Source organism: Paenibacillus sp. GP183 (assembly GCF_900104695.1).
Taxonomy (GTDB): Bacteria; Bacillota; Bacilli; order Paenibacillales; family NBRC-103111; genus Paenibacillus_AI.
On the sequence record NZ_FNSW01000001.1, the window covers coordinates 2907212 to 2926479 of the forward strand.

The following is a 19268-nucleotide window of genomic DNA, read 5'->3' on the forward strand; positions in this document are numbered from 1 at the left end:
ATTTCTCTTCTACTTAAAATAAGGAGCTATTTCACAATGGAATTGGGTTTGTGGATTATGATTTATATGTTACACCGTCTGAGTAAGAATTGTTAGCATTCCAGATAAGGTATTCATTAATTCCAGAATCTTTTAAGGCTTTGATTTGTGCATCAACTTCAGCCTTACCATATTTAAGATAATTGCCGGAACCTAACCAGCTTGCAGTAAAGTCTTGAATCCAAGGACGTGATGTTGGTGGAGTTTGCAGTTGTGCAAACTTCTCTTTTTCACGTTTAATATATTCAGCAACAAGTTTATATGGCTCTTTATCTGGTTTTGCAATTCCAAAATAACCAGCAGACCAGTGACTTGGATAAATCATAGACGAAATTACATCTACTGAGTTAGAAATACGGCTAAAGTTCTGACCGATACCTGGAGCTTCAGGCAATGTAGCAGAATATCCGAAGATATCAACTGAGACTTTTACACCATACGGTTTAAGTTGTTCTTTTGCATATGCGACAAAGTCGCTGACAGCATCAACACGAAGCTGTGTCATACGTGCTTTATCGCTAAAATCCGGTGCTTGTGGTGCTGCTATTTTAAGGTCAGACACACTCTTTTGAGCAACGTCCATTGCTTTTTTATTTGCATCGGTTTTCGCAGTATCGTAGGTATTAGTAGCGTCTGTCAACTTGGACTGTAAAGAAGTCAAATCGTCTTGATATTTCTTAGTGGCTTCAGCATAGTCTTTTTCTTCTTGTACAAACTTAGTTGGTTTTTTATCCTGGTAATCGCCCATTGAATATTTAAGAACTTTGTCCCTACTTTCGAAGCCTTCTGGGAATCGAACGTAGTCAAATTGGATTTCTTTGAACCCAAGTTCTGCAGCTAATTTTGCTGCATCTACATCATGATCCCATGTTTCTTTAAGGAATGGATTGATAAACCCGTCTCCCTTAGCATTACGCCAAACACTGGTGCCGTCTATATAAGAAAGGTCTGGACGTTTTTTCGCTAGAACTGTATCTTTGAAGGAAACAATACGGGCAATAGGGTAGATTTTATGCTGTTCAAGAGTTTTCATGAGTGCTTTGGGATCTTTGATGTAAGGCTGGCCAAATTCGGCAAGTTTTCCCTCAGGCTTAAATGTGATATAGCCGTCATCATCCTTAATATCTATGACCATTGCATTCAGGTCGGTGTTATCAACAAGTGACAGAAGTTTAGGCATGCGGTCACCCCCAGCTGACCAACCTGTTACATAAATTCCTCGTACAGCATCCGGATAATTAAAATGTACAGGGGGATTAAAAGCAGGGGTTTGACTTGTTGCAGGAGCGGGCGAACTCGTTGGTGTTCCTGTAGATGAAGGTGTAGTCCCTGATGTAGATGCAGATGGTGGTTCCGATTGTTTCGATGTGTTCGAAGTGCTTGTTGACGATGAACAAGCTGACAACGAGAGCACCAATAAAAGCATAATAAAAATAAGACCTCGTTGTTTCAAGATGTTCTCCCCAATCTCCCAATATTAAGCACCTAAACTAAAATGATACGTATAATCCTATCACAAATACTTATTGCTTTTGTTCTCATAAATCTTAATTACCACCATTTATTGAGATTCCAAACCATGTTAAATTTTATCATTTAAATCTTTTCTCCCGTGATGGAAATATACTCACAATCAGTTATATTGAAGTATGTTTCTACGTTTGCATCGTAATAAATGTTATCTGCACCATTTTTCGTGATTACATATTTATATCTCCTGTCAGTTGGTTTTGTGTTTTACAATAGCAAACTGTAAATTTGAGTACCTACCATTGTGGCATTAGTAAACAATTGTCCTTTTATACATTGACAATGTATAACCAAGGACAATACCCCCAGTAGCTTTGCGTCACTGGCTTTCGCCAGTTTTGAGTTTATCGAGATTCCGCGAAGAATGTTGGAAATACGATTAATTTAATCATAGCCTACTTTCAATTATGCTTTATATAGGCTTTTAGAATCAAATCAAAAGTATTTGATTAAACGACTATCGGTACAAGTTCTTGTCACTGAAAAATGACAATAACTTGTACCGATTAAATGAAAAAACCGCTATTTTAGCGGGTTGGAATCAGCCTATATTCTTGTCATTCGACAGGTATCACTTTTATATTATAAAAACCCTCGATTTCGAAGCGATATTTAGTGTTTTTATTAAGCTATCGTTATCCGTCCATCGGTATTAACGATTTTTCTCACGTATGCTCACTCATTCGCAGGATTTCATCACATTGTGATACAGGGATCATTAGGGATGAAGCTGATGAGAGCCCGCCGTTACATTTTTGGGCATGCGGGAATAGAAGAAATGGCTGGAGCATTTCCGCTTCCTCCACCATTTCCTTGGAGATTCACCGTCCCACGACTCAACGGGTCTATGCCCTTACATTCCATCGTTATACCTGTCCAAGGTGTGGAGACCCATAGCGTTTAGCGGACGGGTCTGTGCCCTTATAGATAACGAACTCGGTCCTCCGTGCTTTCCTTTGTAATCCTGCGAATGAGTCAATCTACGTAGCTATCTGATGTCTTATGCAGCTTGTGTAAAGACGGGACTCACTTTTTCGGGTGAAAACGGTTCTCCCCGCCCAACGATGCCGATCAGGATCCGAGCCAGTTTTCCAAGAAGTTTAAAGATCGACTGTTGTTTCTTCATTTTCTTAACTTGAACATTGTTTTCATGCAACTGTCGAAAGACGGGATTCGTTCCCACGAGGGTGATCGTAGCCAGATACATATATTTTCGCAGCGTAGCATCTCCTCGTTTGGAAAGCACGATCTGTCCCTTTCGTTTTCCAGACATGCTTTCGGCCAGATTCAAGCCGGCTTTACGCAATAACTGACGTCCATGGGCATACTGTTTGAGGTCACCTGCACCGGAGAAAATGGCCGCGATGAAGATCGGGCCAAGGCCTTTAACCGTCCGTAGTTGCTGGGCCATAGGAATTTCACCGAGAAGTGCCCCTACTTCCCCTTCCATCTTTTCTAGCATTTCAACGATACTTTCATACTCTTTCAATAACCGCTCTAAATCTTGCTTCGCTTCGCTCAGAGCTGTCGTGTCCCCTACACTCTTCTTCGCTTGAGCGATGAGTTGCGCTTCTTTTTCCATTCCGGTTGAACCACCCGCTCGCTGCATATGCAATCGCCAACCGGTGATCACCTCCGATACGGATTGAGATTTCAGATCTAGCGGAGAAGGGAATTCTTTGAGCGTAGCCAGGGATCGTAGGCAGGTCCAATCCTTGAAAACCGACGTGTACTCGGGAAACCGAATGTCCAACCAACGGATGATCCGATTCTGCAGCCGGACGCTATGGGTCACCCAAAATTCCCGATCACTCATCATCGTACGCAACCTTTGGAACACGCTTGCCTGTCGAGTGTATCGTAGTAGTATCCTCGACAGACGATGTCTGCAATGACCAGCGCGTCCTTGGGATCACTCTTGGATGGACTGTTATCGCGGTTCTCCTTGTTTCTTTTGGTGGTGGCCGGGTTCACCAAGACAACGTTAAGGCCTTTGTTCAAGCCAATTCGCCAAGTTCCACCAATAATGTCCTGTGGGTTCCATACCGATGATGACGGTCTTCAGTCGGTGCTTCTGTTGTAATTCATCCATCCAATGTTGTAACTTTTCATAACCTTCCATTGCATTTTTGAACGTGAGATGTCGCTTCGCAAGTACAATCCCTCGAAAGTTAGTGGCTTGAGCTATATGCGTTTTCGACAATTCCCTGCATTTTCCTTTTTTCTTCATAAAAAAATAACCCACTCCAAAGAGCAGGTTATCCATAATAATATTCATTTTAAACTCTAATTATTTGGAAGCAGCCGCAGTTGTCGTTGTTGTCGACGACGAAACATTTAGTGCTGTACCCATTTGTTGTTCCAAGGAGTAGATTTGGTTTTTAGTGCTTAAGATTTGCTGTTTGGCTGTAACAACTTGATTAAGTGCAAGCGCTGCGCCATTCATATCCCCATTATTTACGGAATCGTTAAATGCCTTCCATCCAGTATTACGTTGTGCTTCAAATGATCGTTCAGTAATCCACAATGTTCTCATTTGTATTTCGATTGACTTTAATGGATTCAGAACAGAATAGATTTGTTTTCTTGCTGCATTGACTCTAGCTTCAACATCTTTAATGGATGCATTGTTTGCTTTCATTTGATCTTGAATCGGTTGAAGTTGCTTTTTAAGAACATTTATTTCTAATAGTATTTCGGTACTTTGCTTTTCGTCTTTCGCTGCTCTAGCACCTTTCAATTGTTTGTGTAGACTAATCCACTGATCGTAAAGCGATTTGTTCGTATCATGTAAGGATTTATTTTGATCGTGTACTGTCTTGATTTGGGCAAGATCACTTGTGCTTACTTGTGCATATAAGGCTTTAATTGCAGAAATATTCAGATCGCGTTGAACTTTCATTTGAAGGTCGAGATCCTTTTCCTGTTGACGGAGAGTAAGTAACTGGTTATAAAGTGCATCTATTTGTCCTAAATTTCCATCATAAGTAGATGAAGTTACAGTTGTCGATCCAGTTGTGGATTGAATACTTGTATCATCGGCAAATGCGCTCGTGATGGATACAAATATGCTTAAAAGTAAGGTTAGAACAGTTATCGAAGATATCTTTTGAATGTGTTTCATGAATTCATTCCTCCCTGTTTTCGATTAGTTTTTATCAACAATCGGAATAATCGCTGTTCCCTGAACCCCGGGTATATAGTCAACATTTTTATTGACTTGCTCGCTGATAAACCGAAGTGGAACGAGAATATGTCCACCGATGTTTTGAGCCGGTACTTCTAAAGTCACTTTGTTTCCATTTACCATAGCATTCGTAGAATCCTGTATTAACTGAATCGTAGTGTCGAGAAGGCGAATTGTGGCGGTATGGGTATCATTATTCCAACCCACCTTAGCCCCAAGCTTCTCCGTAATCTTACGAATTGGCACTAGAGTGCTCCCGCTTACAATTACTGGATTCACTTCATCGTTTCCGTCTTTAAAGTCGATTTTATCCCCATTAACAAAAACAGAAATGATGCTAGGATTTTGGGTGCTAAATAAAGAAACAAGTTCTTTATAAAGTTCTATCTGGTTTGGTGCAAGGTGAATCGCATTGTGTATGGAAGTAATCGCATTGGTCGTGTCGCCTATTAATTCATAAGCAATGGCAAGTTTAAAATGATCTGTCGGATCCACACTATTGCTTGCTGTTGCCTTTAAATCATTTAGTTGATTATTAGCATTTACATCCAATTCTGCTTTAATTTCTGCTGCTGAAGGAACTGTAGCACTACCCGTTGATCCATTAAGATTCGGTAATAAAACGTCTGGCGTTGTGGTCTGCTCTTGTTTTTGAATGTCCTTTAATTTTGAGAGAGCATCACTGTTTGAAGCATAAGCGGGTGAGGTTGCAAGTAGCATTAACGCTCCAGTTACAAATAATATTGTCTTCTTCAAAGTAATCCTCCTATAAAATTTTTATGTTTCTATCATTACTTATATCGGAAATGTGTTAAATAAATATGACATTAATAAAATTCCAACTTATCCTGCTCACTTTTCCGCATTAAAAAACCTGCCCTTATAAGCAGGTTATCCAATCATCTCTATATTTCCATTCACATCAACTCTTAAACGCTGGCTTTTCTTCGAAAGCCTTCTTCAATGGCTCCAATTTGTCTCGCTCTCTGCAATATCTGAAGCAATGTTTGATAATCCTCATTTACAGTCAATTCACTAGGTTGAGCCTTAGCTTCATCAAGCTCACGCTTTAACCGTTCAATTTTCATTTCCTGCTGTCTCAACTGTTCATTTAATGTCTTGATCTGTTTCGCCATATTCACCAACTGTATCTTCTGATCCTGTGCAAGTTTAATGATTTGATCTAGGTAATCTGTTTCATTGATGCTTTGTGTTATCTCTTGTTCTTTCGATACAGTAACGAAAAGCTCTGTTCCTTCAGCTAGAATAGTTTTAGCAGCTGAATACTTACCTATCTTCTCCGCTTTCAAACTCTGCCGCTGTATCTTAGATTGCTTAATTTCACTCTCATAGCGCTTCCTAACTTCAGAATTCCATCTAAAACCGCAAGCCGCAGATGTACGTTGTAGGCATTCTGCAGCAGATTCAAATGCAGCTAATTGAGTGCTACCATCACGAATATGCATCAAAACAGTATCAGCTAACACTTTGTCATTATCTTGTGTCCAGCTATCATTTCTAATTGCTCTTGCCATTGTGAGTTGCTCCTTTTGAATTTACGTTTTTAGTAACATTCTAACCGTTTACAGAATGTTTATTCGTATTTTCAAACAATGCTTAATGTAGCGGATTGATTAATGGAAGAAGAGCGGTGACAATCAAATGTACAAATAAAACACTTTTTACTGGTATGACATAGTTGTAAACTACTTTCATGCTAATTTCATTTAACCATTATATCATTAAGCTAGGTAGTGATTCGATTCTATAATTTATTTTTCATCGGCCTCTCATTTTAAATGATTATAATATTGTCTGCAGAAGCACTCCTGGAGGTATCGATGAAAAAAAGACTTAAATTGTTTTTGTTCATCATGATTATTTTTACTTTTATTTGTGTTATGCATTCGGAATCCTACCAGAAGCATTTAATTTATTATAAAAATATAGTTGCCGTTTTAACATATCATCATATTGCTCTTGAAGAATCTGCATATACAATTTCACCGCAAAGTTTTAGTAACCATTTGCGGGCTTTAAAAAATAACCACTACAATGTGATTTCGATTGAGCAATTCGTCGGTTTTCTGCAAGGTAAAGCAAATATACCCGCAAATGCAGTTGTCATAACGTTTGACGATGGGTATGAATCTTTTTATCAGTATGCGTATCCAGAACTGATGAAACAACATATGACGGCAACAAATTTTATCATTGTTGGGTACATAGATAACCCTTTTATTCACAAACCATCAACGTTAAATTGGAAGCAAATATCCGAAATGAAGAAGAATGGATTCAGTTTTTATTCACATACATATAATACTCACTCTTTTGTGATCGATAAAAACGGTAAAGAAGTTTCCGCATTAACGAATCATTTATATAAAAAATCAGAACAACGGTTAGCAAACGATGAGGAGTATAAACAAAGGATCTTAATGATCTTTCTAAAGCGGATGATATTCTAGTTGAAAAATTAGGAAACAACTTAACCCTTCTTTGTTTTCCATATGGGATCTATAATAAAGAAGTTATCGATATAGGAGAGAAAGTGGGTATTAGTTATTTTTTTACGGGAAAAGAGGGTTTTAATGCTAGAGAAACCACGAAGGAAATAAAAAGAATTAACGTGGGTTCCCAAGGAATCACCTCTGATATATTGCTAAAAAAGCTAAAGATCCCCGAAATGTAAAAATCAAGGAAAACTACTAAAAAAATATCTATTAATCATTATATACCCAGATTACCCAGACATTCTCTAAATCAATAAACGATGCCTTTTCAATAATCATTCACCCTTAAAGAATAAAATCGTGCTTTTATTGTCCAAATTTCTTCTGCCATTCTTTACTCCATGTTTGAAAATCTATCTTTTGTACTTCTTCCAACGTCTTGCCATCAAGTGACCAATATCCTCCAGCCATTTGCTTTTCGACTACAGGGTATGAGGTTCCTCCAACAACTTGATTATCTACAATATAAACATAATTTTCCGTTTTTCCTTTTGATTTATTATTGCCTGATTTCCATATCCAAAGGATGATGACCGAAAAAACAATAAAATCTATTGAAAACAATACTGCATTATCGTAAGATCAAATCACTCGACAAAGTGTCCGGATGTTTCCGGTTTAGTGTCCGGATGTTTCCGGTTTAGTGTCCGGATGTTTCCGGTTTAGTGTCCGGATACTTCCGGAATCGCCGTCCGGATCAGCCGGAATACGCAGCTAATAATCTCCACACAGAAAGCACAGTAAATAAAACTGCCAACCCAAGGAATACGTGGCATATGACCAATAAAAGCATAGCAATATTAAAGTTTGGGAACTTCATGAAATCTTTCCTCCACCCATTTATCACAACATCATTTGGTACATTAAACCATCAATTCCAAAGAAAAAAGCTACCCAAGTTACGGATAGCTTTATGTGCCAATAAAAGCATATTAACTGGTTCAAGACCGACTAGATACATGCACAAGAAAGAATCAATAACCTATAATTGTTGGTTTCTAAGGCTATATTGTGGTTTCCAAGCTTTACTTTCTCATTAACCGGTATTCGCTTCCAAAAAAAATAAAACTTCACGCATCAATCTGCATGAAGTTTTATTTGAATTCTATGATACAAATTATTATTTATCCTGAAATATTCATAGCGCTACACTAAGAACGCCGTCAGACCAGTAACAGCAAGGGAATGCAGGAAATTAATGCTTCACTTAAAAGGTGAAGAGAAAACATGGAAAAAGAGCCCTTACTTTGGTAGTGTTAAAGGTGACGAAACCAATCACACCAAAGGGAGACTCTTCTATGGCAAGTTTACAAGAGTACGGCATGAACTTCAACCCCCGAATGAAAGTGAATTTTGAAGGCGGCGATCTGACCTCGGACGCAGGCTTGCTATTATACAAAGAATTCGATCACAAACTCGGTCTTTCCGAAGCCGTTAAAGAGATGCTCGTCGTGCAAGACTCCGTTCACCACCGAGACCATCCCAATTCCGATGTCGTTCTTCAAAAGATGTATCAACATCTTGCAGGGTATCACACCGACGATCATGCGGATGACCTCAGCGTAGAACCATTGCTGACCGCTATGATGGGGAAAGAGCGCTTGGCCTCACAGCCAACGATTTCCCGATTTAATGACAAAGCGACTATGGATACCGCTAAGTCTTTAGAACGCATAAACGGCGTGCTTCAAGGTCGCGTCTATACGCTCGAGGCCAGAGACCAATTCGTCATGGATCTGGATTCTTCCGGCTTTGCCGCTTACGGTGAGCAACATGGAGCGAATTACAATGCCCACTATCAGCAGAACGGATTTCATCCGCTGTTTTGTTTTGATGGGCTGACGGGTGATTGTCTCGGTGCTGAACTTCGCGCCGGCAACGTCTATACCTCTCGTCAAGCCGTACGTTTCATGGGACCGATTCTCACGCGATACGAGTCGTATGCGCCGGATGCCTTGATCGTCCTGCGCGGCGACAGTGGCTTCGCCCTTCCGGGACTGTTTGAACTGACGGAAACAAAGGGCCATAAATACGCTATTCGCTTGAAATCCAACGCCCGCCTGCAATCAGCGGCACAGGCTATGGCGAATCCATTGTTAAACCCGAAAAAGTTGCATGAGCGCCAAGTCCATTACCGGGAATTTCAATATAAAGCGGACAAGTGGAGTCGAACTCGCCGTGTGGTTGTTAAGATGGAACGTCTAGCCGGTGAACTGCACTTTCAGTTCACGTTTATTGTCACGAACATGACATTGCAGCCCTGCAACGTGATCCGGTTTTACTTTCAACGTGGGCATATGGAAAACTTTATTAAGGAAGCTAAAAACGGGTTTGCTTGCGACAAGATGAGCAGTACAAATTTTGAATCGAATGCAGTTAAACTGCAATTGGCCATGTTAGCTTACAACTTCAACAACTGGTTTCGCCGCCTATGCTTACCCGAGAAACTAAAGCCAAGCCGTATGGAGACGTTACGTAACAAGTTGATTAAAATTGCGGGAAAACTGATCTATTCCGGTCGCTACTGGACATGGAAATTGTGCAGTTCTTGCATCTACCGAGAGCCCTTCATCCAAACGTTGAACAATATCCAGCGTTTGCCTAGATTCGGGTGACGGTTAAGTCATTCTAGCAAAATCTCAAAAGCTTCATTCTGACCTAACGGGAACGCATGTCTATTTCAAAGTCCATATAATGGGAATTTATTAATTCACTTCATTATTGCTTAAGCGCTCCGCCAGATTGCATCTCCAAAACCCCACTGCAAGTGATTTTCGAAGGTCTAACTCCTATATTTCCCATTTGAGTAAAGGGACTCAAGGCTCCATGAATATTTCAGGTTTATTCAACTTTTTTACTTGAATCATTTCCTTTGGGACTATCGCCTTTATTTCCCTCTGGATTTCCTTTATGACCATCTTTTTTTTCTTTTGGCTCTATTACACTAACCGTACTTACTGCAATAGATTTGTTACCTGCGTTATCCGTAATTGTATACTTAATTGTGTAAATATAACCCTCTTCTGCACGGACACTAAACGTAGTTGCTGAAGTACCTAATGCAGCTAGAAAGTCAACTTTTTTAGGATACTCTTCTCCTTGATCTTTTACAATTTTGTTACTAGTGATTGAAGTTAATATCACAGATGCCACACCAGAAGTTGCATCACTAGCATTTAGTGTAGCATGGATAACTGCCATCTTTTCATCGTCTAATGGTGCGACAATCGGTTTATCTAATTGAACGGATAGTGTTGGTGCAGTTTTGTCAATTTTAAACTCAACTGTTTTAATTTGCTCTACATTACCTGCATTATCTGTACTACCATAGTTGATTTTGTAAACACCGTCACTAAAGGCAGGGATTGAGCCACTATAAGTTGTCCATACACCATTACTGACTTGGTATACTGTTTTCATTAAACCAGATAAGTTATCCGTTGCAGATAAACTTAAGGTTACATCTGAAGTATACCATCCATTACTTCCAGTTGGCGTAGTTGGATTTACAGATGAAACACTTAGAGGTGCTGTTTTATCTATTTTTATGGTTGCCGTGTGATGCGCTTCAATGTTACCTGCATTGTCTACGCTCCAATAAACTAGCGTATGAACGCCTTCTGTAGTTAAAACAACCGTATTACCTGTTTGTTGTACGCCACCGTCTACGGTGTAGTTTGTAGCGGCAACTCCTGATCCACTATCACTCGCAGTCAAGTTTACTGTTACGTCTGTATTTACCCAGTTTGTAGGTGCGTTGTCTGTTGTCGTAGGCGCTGTCTTGTCGATTTTAATTGTAACCATGTGTTTAGACTCCACATTGCCTGCTTTGTCTACACTCCAATAGGTGAGAGGATGTTGGCCCTCGCCTGTTACACTTACCTTAGTACCCGTTTGTTGAACTCCGTTATCAAGCGAGTAATAAGTCGCTGCAACACCGGATCCATTGGCATTATCTGTCGCTGTCAAGTTCACAGTTACATCTTGGTTTACCCAATTAGCTGGAGCATTGTCTATTGTTGTTGGAGCAATGTAATCTGTAATTAAGGTCGGAGGTGTTGGTGCATCGACATTTAATGTAATCTTGTAGTTTAAGCCTGCCCAACCTCCTTCGTCAGTTAAGAGCAATCTGATCTCATTCATGCCAGTATGTACTTTGGAATTGACGGATGCGTTAATACCCGTTCTATTTGGGCCACCTACTACTTTCGCTACATAAGTCCCATTCAGCGAAACGGTAGCATAGTTGTCAGCATTGACATCAAAAGTCATCTGTGGGTTAATGGAACCTTCAGGGACGTTGAACCTAATGCGGTAAAGGACCGTCTGATTTATGCAATAGTCGGTACCGCTAGGCCCACAGTTAATCCAACTGTTGGTCCCAGGAATTAACCCCCAAGGATGGGATCCGTAAAGATATGCTTGGTGCCATGTCTGACCATTGTCTTGAGAGAATTGAGTGTAGGGATCGGTCTGCCCTGGAGTGCCTTGAGCGCCAAGGATAGTTAATGTTTGCGGAGCAGCCATGGCCTCATTGCTAAAAAAATTGACTGCTAGGAATACAAAAATAATAGATGTAATAATAGATAATAACATTGTTTTTTTCATACATTATCCTCTCAAAAATAAATTTTTAAATATAACTATCAAATTTACTCGACAAAAAGTTTGCTTTCTCCTCAATCTAATTCTAAAAAAGAGTTCCACTAATTAAACAAGTTGTTCAATACTTGGTTTTTCAAAGTTCTCCTCACTCCTAAAAAAATATTCATAAATAGTCGAATGAAGTTCTAACTTTTTACCCTTTCGACGCTCATCTTATTACTATATACCTATTTTACATATTAAACACTCCCCCAAATGGGGGGGGAGTCGGTTTATAGCATATTTTGTTACATTAATCTTGTACACTATCTCTATTCGAGAGGAGGTGAATTGGAATGAAGAATAACCTATGGTTTGGAATAGTTGGATTATTATGCTTTGTAATTATTGGAACGATGGTTAAAAACCCTCAAAAAGCTAATCAAATTGCCGTCACTGCGCTTCGAGCTCTTATTTGATGAGCACTTATAACAATAATTTTTTTACCAGGGGGCGACTAATGTCTATTAGTGTCTCAGCAAGTTTAAATCCAGTTGGAAATCTATATGTGAAATCCATTTATTCCTCCGTATATAATGTTCTAACTAAAAACATCAACTTTATCCTTTATTTTTATTTTAAATTACCCCTTTAATCTTTCCATGTTTACAGACAAAATAAAAAAGCCCCATTAACTGGGACTAACTAAACGTAGCTTTAACGCTCTATATAGAGTTGCCTTCTTAACACCACACTTATCATATCTTCTATATCGGCTATAGAATGTGTTCCTTTGCGTCATATAACTTGATTACACGATTGAAGCCATGCAATTTATAGTTCATAACAAATTTAATGCAAATACGTTGAAATGAAATATAGCAACCCTATTACTGAAGTGCCGATGCTTGCGTACCACAATATCTTTTTTCGTAACAAACTTGAAACCGAAGCAAGTACGATAGAAATTTGCAGGAATGTTAGTGCTATACCTGTACTATGATGCTTATGAACAAGTGCTGACGTTTCCTTTATTTTTTCTTCCCTCAATTTTTCAAGTTCATTTGCCTTTTGCTCAATATCTTTTTTCTCAGTATCGTAGCGCTTGGAATTAGCATCAAATTCATTTTGTATCTCCTTCGATTGTTGATTCCCAGTTGAAGAAAGAGATTTCGATTGGCTTTTGTAAATCTCACCTTTAATACTTTTGGCTTGATAATATGCCCATTGATCAGAGGCTTGTGATTGTAGCAATACTGCATTATCCATTTCTAATAATGTATCTGTTGTTATTTGACTTTCCTTTAAACCAACGTAAGCAGTAAGAACTGCATAAATGCTTATGGTTACTGCGATAATGCTGTTAAATCTATTGCGGTCTTTTTCCTCAATATTATGTTTTCTTTCATGTTCTTCTAACTCTTTAATTTCTTCTTCCACTTTTTCCAATGGATTTTCTATTCCAAAATTCTCTCCCATTCAATCACCTCTTATCAGTATTAGGGCAAATGCTATTGTTTAACTTCTCACCACACTTCAATCACTTTCAATCCATTCTCTATGGAATGCCATTTTTTCTTATAGAAAAAAGAATGGTATTGAAAAGCTAAAAGTGAATCACTTTTCTGCTTACAGTATCATACCAATGTTCTCCAAGATAGTATAGGAGCGAGTGAACACATAGTGAAAACCACAATAGATTGTTAGTAACATTGTGATTTATTCTCAGTAATTAATATATCAATTTAAATTAGTATTGATTTAAAACAAAGAAGCAATCAAAATAATCAATCCAATACCCCAGCAGTAATATGCAAAAGGACGCATTGCATTGATTTCATGTTTTTTGAACCATCTCATTAGTATCCATACACTAATAAATGCAAAAATGCCTGATAAAATACCACCCATCAAGGAGATCTGAAGCAATCCACTGATGTTGGAATGACGCAATTTAGGTAATTCGACTATGCTGGCCCCTAAAATAATCGGAGTTGCCAATAGCATAGAGAAACGTGCTGACGCTTCATGCTTAAGACCCATCCAGAATCCTGCTGTCATACTCGCCCCTGACCTCGAAAACCCAGGAATGAGTGCTAACGATTGGAAAAGTCCCACAATCAATGCTTGACTCATCTTTAATTCATGAATCTCTTTAGTACCCCGCTCTTTACGCTTTTCTCCAAAATAAAGAATGAATCCATTTACGATCAAGAAGATAGACGTTAAGGTAACATTACTGAAAATATGACGCAACGGTTTCTCAAGTACCAAGCCGATCAAAGCGGCTGGGATAGTCGCAATAACAATAAGTATCAGCGTTTTTCTTGCATGCATTTGTTTTTGTTGGAATATAGAACGGATAATCCCGATCCACTCTTTGCGAAAAAAAATGAGGAGTGCCACAGCAGTACCCAAGTGAAGCATCACCACGTATGGAAGAAAATGCTCCTTTAGAAACTGATCATCCAATTGCCAGTGAAATACAAATGGTGTAATAACTCCATGAGCAACGCTGCTGATAGGAAACAACTCTGTGATCCCTTGAATAATAGCAAAAATAATCGTTTGAAAAATACTCATTTCTCGATTCCTCTTTCGTTATTATAAATTTCACCTTAGACATTTCCTAAGAGTATTTCTATTGTAACAATTAGAATAACTGTTGAAAGTAAAGTTAATGTAAATGTCAACTGAATAATATAGCCTTCTAATATCACAATTGAACAACTTGATTTTATTGACTTTTTCAAACCTAAGAAGCTCATAAAATCCGTCTTTCATCACCACTGATACACGATTCACTTGTAATAATAGAAAAAGCTCTATTTCTAGGACTTAATTCGCTTAATCATACAGCCAAAATGGGCAGCACTGTTCATAGGGATTGGCGTGTCTTTTAGGTCGGTATACCTCCATTCAATTTTTTAAATGTTACATTAATGTTTTTGTAATAATCTTATCATAAAATAGGAGAAGAATGAAGATGAATAGCAGTTAGACTATTCGCTAAGTCGACAGTTAAAATTCAAGGAGTAACCTTATGCGCAATATTCAAACCTACAAAGTTGAAGAGTGCTTTCTAGAATCAAATTTAAGCGGATTCAGTTTTAAATATCAACATCAAAGCTAAGATTCCTACCGCTTCTAATACTAAAGAAAAAATCAAAATTCTTGATTTTGGGAAAGCATATTTCCAAATTGTTGACTCACAGATGTTAAAGCTTACTTATCCGACGCCGTTCAAGATAAAACCAAAAGTAAAAGTGAAATTGAACATTACATATACTTATTGGATGCTCTTAAAAGCGTTGAATATGGGGAAAGTAATATTAAAGATTAAAGGAAAAGTAGCTCTGCTTCAGAACATTGAAATTTTTAAAATTATAGGGGAAAAGGGTTATTTAATCCATTTTTTCGATTAATAATAGGATTACTAAAGAGTAATCGAAGAATGAATTATTTCGATTTCATGTCGTTAGGCAATGGGATTTGTTGTTCGATCAATTTTTATGTAAATGCGAATATTCTAATTTTCAGGGAAATAGTGAATATATCTCGCTTACTTTCCACTTAGAATCATAACCTCATTAAAGCTCTCCGTTCTGCTTGGGGTTTACACTTATCACAAACTCCAACGACCATGCCATGCTCATCTGAATAAAAAGAAAGCCGCTTGACCTTTTTTCGGCAAAATGAACACAAATGCTTGTTTACTTTAGATGTCTTACCATAAAGCGACAATTGAATGATTTTTTTTGCTTCGACTTTATCCCTAATCTTTATTATTATTTTATAGGTCAAGAAAATTACTGCAGCAATTAGAATTACAACTAATATCAACCATTGCATGGCTAGTGTACAACCTTCCCAATATAAAATAATATCTTTATTTACCTTGTAAAAGCTTTTTAATTTCCGCCAATTCCCCCTTAACTTCATTTCTAAACTCAGCAAAGTTATCTTCCAACCGATGCAAATGTCCTTGCATATCATCAATTTCCTGCTCAGCTTTATAATTGATCGCAAAGTCAATAATAGCTTCTTTCTTATCTCTTACCGACTGTCTGTTTTGACTCATCATAATAATAGGTGCTTGGAAACCTGCAAGAAATGATAGCACTAAGTTTAATAAGATAAATGGTGACTCATCAAAATGGAATACTTTGGTGAAAGATAGGGAGTTTAAAACAATCCAAAGTATTAAGACAATAAAAAAGATGTTAATAAACTTCCAACTTCCACCAAATTCAGCAATTTTGTCTGCGAATTTATCAGACCATTTTGTTGACTTCATGTATTCTTCATTTAAATGTGCATGGATGTGGCTCTCGAATTCATCCACTAATTGGTTAACACGAGCACTATAATCCTTTAAATCCTCAGTTGTTTCAATTTCCATTTTGTCACCTTTTCCATTTTATTTATTATTGTTTTCTGTTGAATTGTTTAAATATTTTCTCATTAAATGTATTTTTGGTAACGTTAGTGTTGCTATGACTACAAGCGAACCAATAACTATACCCATTACAGGATGGTTTCCTAAATTAAATTCGCTTGCAGCTATAAAAGATTGCAGCATTAGGACTAATGCAAAAAAAATAATAATTGATCTAAATATCGTTTTTTTCATTGTGTGATTTCCTTATCATTTAATCTAATTTTATCAATCATCAATTATAATCCTCACTATCTTATGTTTTTTATAAAAGATTCATTTTGATAATTCATTAAGATGAGTTCCCAAATAAAATGTTAATGGCGAAAAATGCACCTCTATCTTATCGATTAACACACAATAAGGGAGGTGCATCATTACTATATTCAATATTTTTTAATACGGATACCTTTAAATCTCATTCGAATAAAAATTACTCCAGAAATTGCCAATAGAAAGACGATACAAAAATCTAATAAAGAGAATTGACCGTCATTTATCCATAATAGAACAGCAACCAACAAAATCAAAATATTAACCGAAATATATTCCATAAGAATTATCATAGATTTAATCCCTGCCTTCGAAGTCCAAAATTAAATAGTGATTAAGGGTATTTATAAATTCATTATATTCTAAACGCTGATTTATGTCTTTACTACTTCTTTAATTTTTATCAGTATATCAAATGGTTCTGTTGCAAGAATTAAAAAAGTCCAGACGATCTGTTAGGTCAAACTATTTTTTATGTGATCAAACCGAACAACTGATGGATGAGTTGAACGACAAAAAGGGGCGACGAATGATTACATTCGACTTGCCCCTTTTTGATCATATGTATCGTTTCAATTCCTGTTATTGTTTGCTTTGCAGTTCGAAATGATTTAAACCCAAGCATCGGGTTCGTTCGTTTCTTAATGAATCGATGGTCCTGTTCTATGATGTTATTGAGATACTTTGTCTGTCTGATCTGCGTTTCCTGAGGTAGTTTATCATTCTTCTTCAGATTCTCGATTGCAACCGGGTAGGCTGGGTTCTTATCTACGGTAATCACTCTTGGAATTTGAACATGATCCAAGGCTAGAGCTTTCCGAAAAAACCGTTGTACGGCTTTCCTATCCCGCTTCTCACTTAACATAAAATCAATGGTTTTACCTTTTGAATCCACAGCACGATAAAGATAAGTCCATTGACCTTTTACTTTGATATAGGTTTCGTCACAAAGCCATGAGTCATTCAAATGTTTAAGAAGGGGTCGAACTCTGTTTGCTATTTCAGGGGCTTATTGATGTACCCATCTCATGATCGTTGTATGAGAAATCGAAATGCCACGTTCAGACATCATTTCTACCAAATCCCGATAACTTAAACGATATTGAAGATACCATCTTACCGTTAGTAAAATAATTTCCGCATTAAAATGTTTCCATTTGAATAAATTTGACGCTGAATTCATCTATATGTTTCCTTTACATCCACATGGTTTTTATCTATGTTACCACACGATTTCATTTTTGCACCAGAACCAAAAAAGCATCCCATCATCGGATGCTAGAAGAAAGTTGCAATAACTTACTTACACTGTCGCCATTTACATCTTCGTTAGTACCCGGGATTTTGAGAAATCGAACAGATCAAGGACGGGGTCTCAAAAGCTCGGCAATTGCGTCATCCTTTGCTTTTGCATAGGCATCTTTATAAGATTGAATGATATCTGTGCTATATCCATTTGTAGTTAATTGACTAGTAACATCTGAAATGATGTTTTGAAAACTTGCATCACACGCGCTGAGCTTGGCTTTACCCTGAACGATTAAATCTGCATTTTTCGTTCTTAGATATTGACTAGCCAGCGCATTGAGGTCACTCCTGCAACTGCTCTCCAAAGCACGAAGCCGGCTTTCAGCCGATGCTGTGATCGATTCATTTGTCAGTTTGACACTTGATCCACCGCCAGCAACTCCGCCGCCACCGCCACCTACACTCCCCCCAGGAGCAGCTCCACCGACGCCTCCACCTGCAGGGGCACCCTCTGTTTTGGGATCCTTGGTTTCTTTCGGAAGGGGCTTCACTTCCTCCTTCACTACAGCGGCTACGGTATAAGTCTCAGGGTTCCAATCAATCTTCTTGCCAACTGATTCTGATAAGAATCGGATAGGCACGTAAAGACTGCCGTCAATGATGAAGCCTGGCTGTTGATCAGTTGGTTGTTTGGCTTGGCCATCGAATACATACGCGACCTTCTCCCTGTATACATTCAAGGATGTTGGCTTTAAGTTGGATTTATCTACATTACCAATGGCTTGGCTTTTAACTTCTGTGTTCAACTTATATTCACTAATGCTAATCAATTCGGAACTGCTTGGCTCTTCGATGGTAACGGTATATGTATCACTATTCCATTGAACCGACTTACCTAAGGAGTAAGAAACGAATCGTAAAGGAACATAGCTGCTGCCTTCATATATAAAGCTGCGCTGCCCCTCAGGAGGAGCATATTCCTTCCCGTCGAACGTAAAATGCACCGGCACAAAGTAGACATCCACTGAAGTAGGACTTTGCGCAGCCACTGCTGTCGAAGCCATACTCATAAGCATTGTTAACAATAAGATCAAAATCACTTTCATCTTACTTTTCATTCATTTCACCTTTGCCCTTTTGTAAGAGATTCAACATTATTTTTCTTTCAAACTTTCCTTGTAGTGCATACCTTCGATTAAACCATATTTAGCAGCTATTTAAATCAATTGATTATATTCATTCTCGGTAAGCTTCCCAAGAATGACTTTTTTGGCAGCTTTTTTTCATCTATCGACATGCCCTTACTAGCCATCTGTATAAACAATTGCATATCCGAAGCACTTAGTTTATTCAAAAGTACTGAGGTAACGGCAACCTTCTCTCTCAGTGTAATGGAGTCTTCTACTACCTTTGCTATATCCTTAATAACCTCTGCTTGATAGGTGAAGCTCTG

At 38.0% G+C, this 19268-nt stretch carries 18 protein-coding genes and 1 pseudogene; 4 read left to right on the forward strand and 15 right to left on the reverse strand.

Translation table 11 applies throughout. From position 1 onward, the window contains the following. Window positions 1-55: 55 nt before the first annotated feature. The 7 genes from BLV33_RS14270 to BLV33_RS14290 form a co-directional block, all read right to left on the reverse strand. Window positions 56-1492, reverse strand: coding sequence for a putative glycoside hydrolase (locus BLV33_RS14270; protein ID WP_090792694.1), 1437 nt, complete (start codon window positions 1490-1492; stop codon window positions 56-58). Window positions 1493-2569: 1077 nt separating this feature from the next. Further along, entirely contained in the window at window positions 2570-3388 is an 819-nt protein-coding gene (locus tag BLV33_RS14275; RefSeq protein WP_139305747.1) for a transposase, read from the reverse strand. Continuing rightward, window positions 3385-3570 carry an IS110 family transposase gene (locus BLV33_RS30075; RefSeq protein WP_253187075.1) on the reverse strand — a complete coding sequence of 62 codons (186 nt, stop codon included), beginning with the start codon at window positions 3568-3570 and terminating at the stop codon, window positions 3385-3387. Before BLV33_RS30075 ends, BLV33_RS14275 begins: the two co-directional genes overlap by 4 nt. Continuing rightward, on the reverse strand, window positions 3554-3847 hold the full coding sequence (locus BLV33_RS30080; RefSeq protein WP_139305749.1) for a transposase: 294 nt from the start codon (window positions 3845-3847) through the stop codon (window positions 3554-3556). The genes BLV33_RS30075 and BLV33_RS30080 overlap by 17 nt, the downstream gene beginning before the upstream one ends. 12 nt (window positions 3848-3859) lie before the next feature. Beyond that, the gene (locus tag BLV33_RS14280; RefSeq protein ID WP_090792698.1) at window positions 3860-4693 is read right to left on the reverse strand and encodes a hypothetical protein; all 834 of its coding nucleotides are present in this window, start codon (window positions 4691-4693) and stop codon (window positions 3860-3862) included. Between the two features lie 24 nt (window positions 4694-4717). Beyond that, window positions 4718-5512, reverse strand: a complete 795-nt coding sequence (locus tag BLV33_RS14285) for a copper amine oxidase N-terminal domain-containing protein (protein WP_090792701.1) — start codon at window positions 5510-5512, stop codon at window positions 4718-4720. Between the two features lie 173 nt (window positions 5513-5685). Continuing rightward, the gene (locus BLV33_RS14290) at window positions 5686-6291 is read right to left on the reverse strand and encodes a hypothetical protein (protein ID WP_090792705.1); all 606 of its coding nucleotides are present in this window, start codon (window positions 6289-6291) and stop codon (window positions 5686-5688) included. A gap of 306 nt (window positions 6292-6597) precedes the next feature. Between BLV33_RS14290 and BLV33_RS14295 the strand changes: the two genes are divergently transcribed. Together BLV33_RS14295 and BLV33_RS30775 are read left to right on the forward strand one after the other, a co-directional pair. Next, complete coding sequence (locus tag BLV33_RS14295; RefSeq protein ID WP_171909156.1) at window positions 6598-7227, forward strand: polysaccharide deacetylase family protein; 630 nt, start codon at window positions 6598-6600, stop codon at window positions 7225-7227. After that, window positions 7221-7451, forward strand: coding sequence for a polysaccharide deacetylase family protein (locus tag BLV33_RS30775; protein ID WP_139305837.1), 231 nt, complete (start codon window positions 7221-7223; stop codon window positions 7449-7451). The genes BLV33_RS14295 and BLV33_RS30775 overlap by 7 nt, the downstream gene beginning before the upstream one ends. A 127-nt stretch (window positions 7452-7578) precedes the next feature. Here BLV33_RS30775 and BLV33_RS14300 read toward each other — a convergent pair whose 3' ends face one another. Continuing rightward, window positions 7579-7836 carry a hypothetical protein gene (locus BLV33_RS14300; protein ID WP_090792712.1) on the reverse strand — a complete coding sequence of 86 codons (258 nt, stop codon included), beginning with the start codon at window positions 7834-7836 and terminating at the stop codon, window positions 7579-7581. A gap of 734 nt (window positions 7837-8570) precedes the next feature. Between BLV33_RS14300 and BLV33_RS14305 the strand changes: the two genes are divergently transcribed. Continuing rightward, window positions 8571-9887: an IS1380 family transposase gene (locus BLV33_RS14305; RefSeq protein WP_090792618.1), complete on the forward strand. Its 1317-nt coding sequence runs from the start codon at window positions 8571-8573 to the stop codon at window positions 9885-9887. 226 nt (window positions 9888-10113) lie between these two features. Here BLV33_RS14305 and BLV33_RS14310 read toward each other — a convergent pair whose 3' ends face one another. Next, a complete protein-coding gene (locus tag BLV33_RS14310) occupies window positions 10114-11880 on the reverse strand; it encodes an OmpL47-type beta-barrel domain-containing protein (protein WP_090792715.1) in 1767 nt (588 codons plus the stop codon). Window positions 11881-12212: 332 nt separating this feature from the next. Between BLV33_RS14310 and BLV33_RS30445 the strand changes: the two genes are divergently transcribed. Then, window positions 12213-12335 carry a hypothetical protein gene (locus tag BLV33_RS30445; RefSeq protein WP_290439052.1) on the forward strand — a complete coding sequence of 41 codons (123 nt, stop codon included), beginning with the start codon at window positions 12213-12215 and terminating at the stop codon, window positions 12333-12335. Between the two features lie 373 nt (window positions 12336-12708). Here the strand turns inward: BLV33_RS30445 and BLV33_RS14315 are convergent, their stop codons facing one another. The 6 genes and pseudogenes from BLV33_RS14315 to BLV33_RS29680 all read right to left on the reverse strand — a co-directional run bounded on the left by BLV33_RS14315 (window position 12709) and on the right by BLV33_RS29680 (window position 18933). Beyond that, window positions 12709-13335, reverse strand: coding sequence for a DUF4337 domain-containing protein (locus tag BLV33_RS14315; protein ID WP_090792719.1), 627 nt, complete (start codon window positions 13333-13335; stop codon window positions 12709-12711). A gap of 282 nt (window positions 13336-13617) precedes the next feature. Beyond that, the gene (locus tag BLV33_RS14320) at window positions 13618-14439 is read right to left on the reverse strand and encodes an undecaprenyl-diphosphate phosphatase (protein WP_090792722.1); all 822 of its coding nucleotides are present in this window, start codon (window positions 14437-14439) and stop codon (window positions 13618-13620) included. A 1306-nt stretch (window positions 14440-15745) separates the two neighbouring features. After that, window positions 15746-16258, reverse strand: coding sequence for a DUF1003 domain-containing protein (locus tag BLV33_RS14335; protein ID WP_090792732.1), 513 nt, complete (start codon window positions 16256-16258; stop codon window positions 15746-15748). An 18-nt stretch (window positions 16259-16276) separates the two neighbouring features. Continuing rightward, the gene (locus tag BLV33_RS14340) at window positions 16277-16489 is read right to left on the reverse strand and encodes a hypothetical protein (protein ID WP_090792737.1); all 213 of its coding nucleotides are present in this window, start codon (window positions 16487-16489) and stop codon (window positions 16277-16279) included. Window positions 16490-17039: 550 nt separating this feature from the next. Further along, window positions 17040-17750, reverse strand: a pseudogene (locus tag BLV33_RS14350) (IS6 family transposase). A gap of 178 nt (window positions 17751-17928) precedes the next feature. Further along, window positions 17929-18933: a copper amine oxidase N-terminal domain-containing protein gene (locus BLV33_RS29680; protein WP_090792744.1), complete on the reverse strand. Its 1005-nt coding sequence runs from the start codon at window positions 18931-18933 to the stop codon at window positions 17929-17931. Window positions 18934-19268: the final 335 nt, after the last annotated feature.

Bases quoted from the DNA above. Each gene is read 5' to 3' on its own strand.
- BLV33_RS14275 (WP_139305747.1), bottom strand. From the start codon at position 3,388: ATGATGAGTGATCGGGAATTTTGGGTGACCCATAGCGTCCGGCTGCAG.
- BLV33_RS30080 (WP_139305749.1), bottom strand. From the start codon at position 3,847: ATGAATATTATTATGGATAACCTGCTCTTTGGAGTGGGTTATTTTTTT.
- BLV33_RS14280 (WP_090792698.1), bottom strand. From the start codon at position 4,693: ATGAAACACATTCAAAAGATATCTTCGATAACTGTTCTAACCTTACTT.
- BLV33_RS14290 (WP_090792705.1), bottom strand. From the start codon at position 6,291: ATGGCAAGAGCAATTAGAAATGATAGCTGGACACAAGATAATGACAAA.
- BLV33_RS14295 (WP_171909156.1), top strand. From the start codon at position 6,598: ATGAAAAAAAGACTTAAATTGTTTTTGTTCATCATGATTATTTTTACT.
- BLV33_RS14305 (WP_090792618.1), top strand. From the start codon at position 8,571: ATGGCAAGTTTACAAGAGTACGGCATGAACTTCAACCCCCGAATGAAA.
- BLV33_RS14310 (WP_090792715.1), bottom strand. From the start codon at position 11,880: ATGAAAAAAACAATGTTATTATCTATTATTACATCTATTATTTTTGTA.
- BLV33_RS30445 (WP_290439052.1), top strand. From the start codon at position 12,213: ATGAAGAATAACCTATGGTTTGGAATAGTTGGATTATTATGCTTTGTA.
- BLV33_RS14315 (WP_090792719.1), bottom strand. From the start codon at position 13,335: ATGGGAGAGAATTTTGGAATAGAAAATCCATTGGAAAAAGTGGAAGAA.
- BLV33_RS14320 (WP_090792722.1), bottom strand. From the start codon at position 14,439: ATGAGTATTTTTCAAACGATTATTTTTGCTATTATTCAAGGGATCACA.
- BLV33_RS14335 (WP_090792732.1), bottom strand. From the start codon at position 16,258: ATGGAAATTGAAACAACTGAGGATTTAAAGGATTATAGTGCTCGTGTT.
- BLV33_RS14340 (WP_090792737.1), bottom strand. From the start codon at position 16,489: ATGAAAAAAACGATATTTAGATCAATTATTATTTTTTTTGCATTAGTC.
- BLV33_RS29680 (WP_090792744.1), bottom strand. From the start codon at position 18,933: ATGAAAAGTAAGATGAAAGTGATTTTGATCTTATTGTTAACAATGCTT.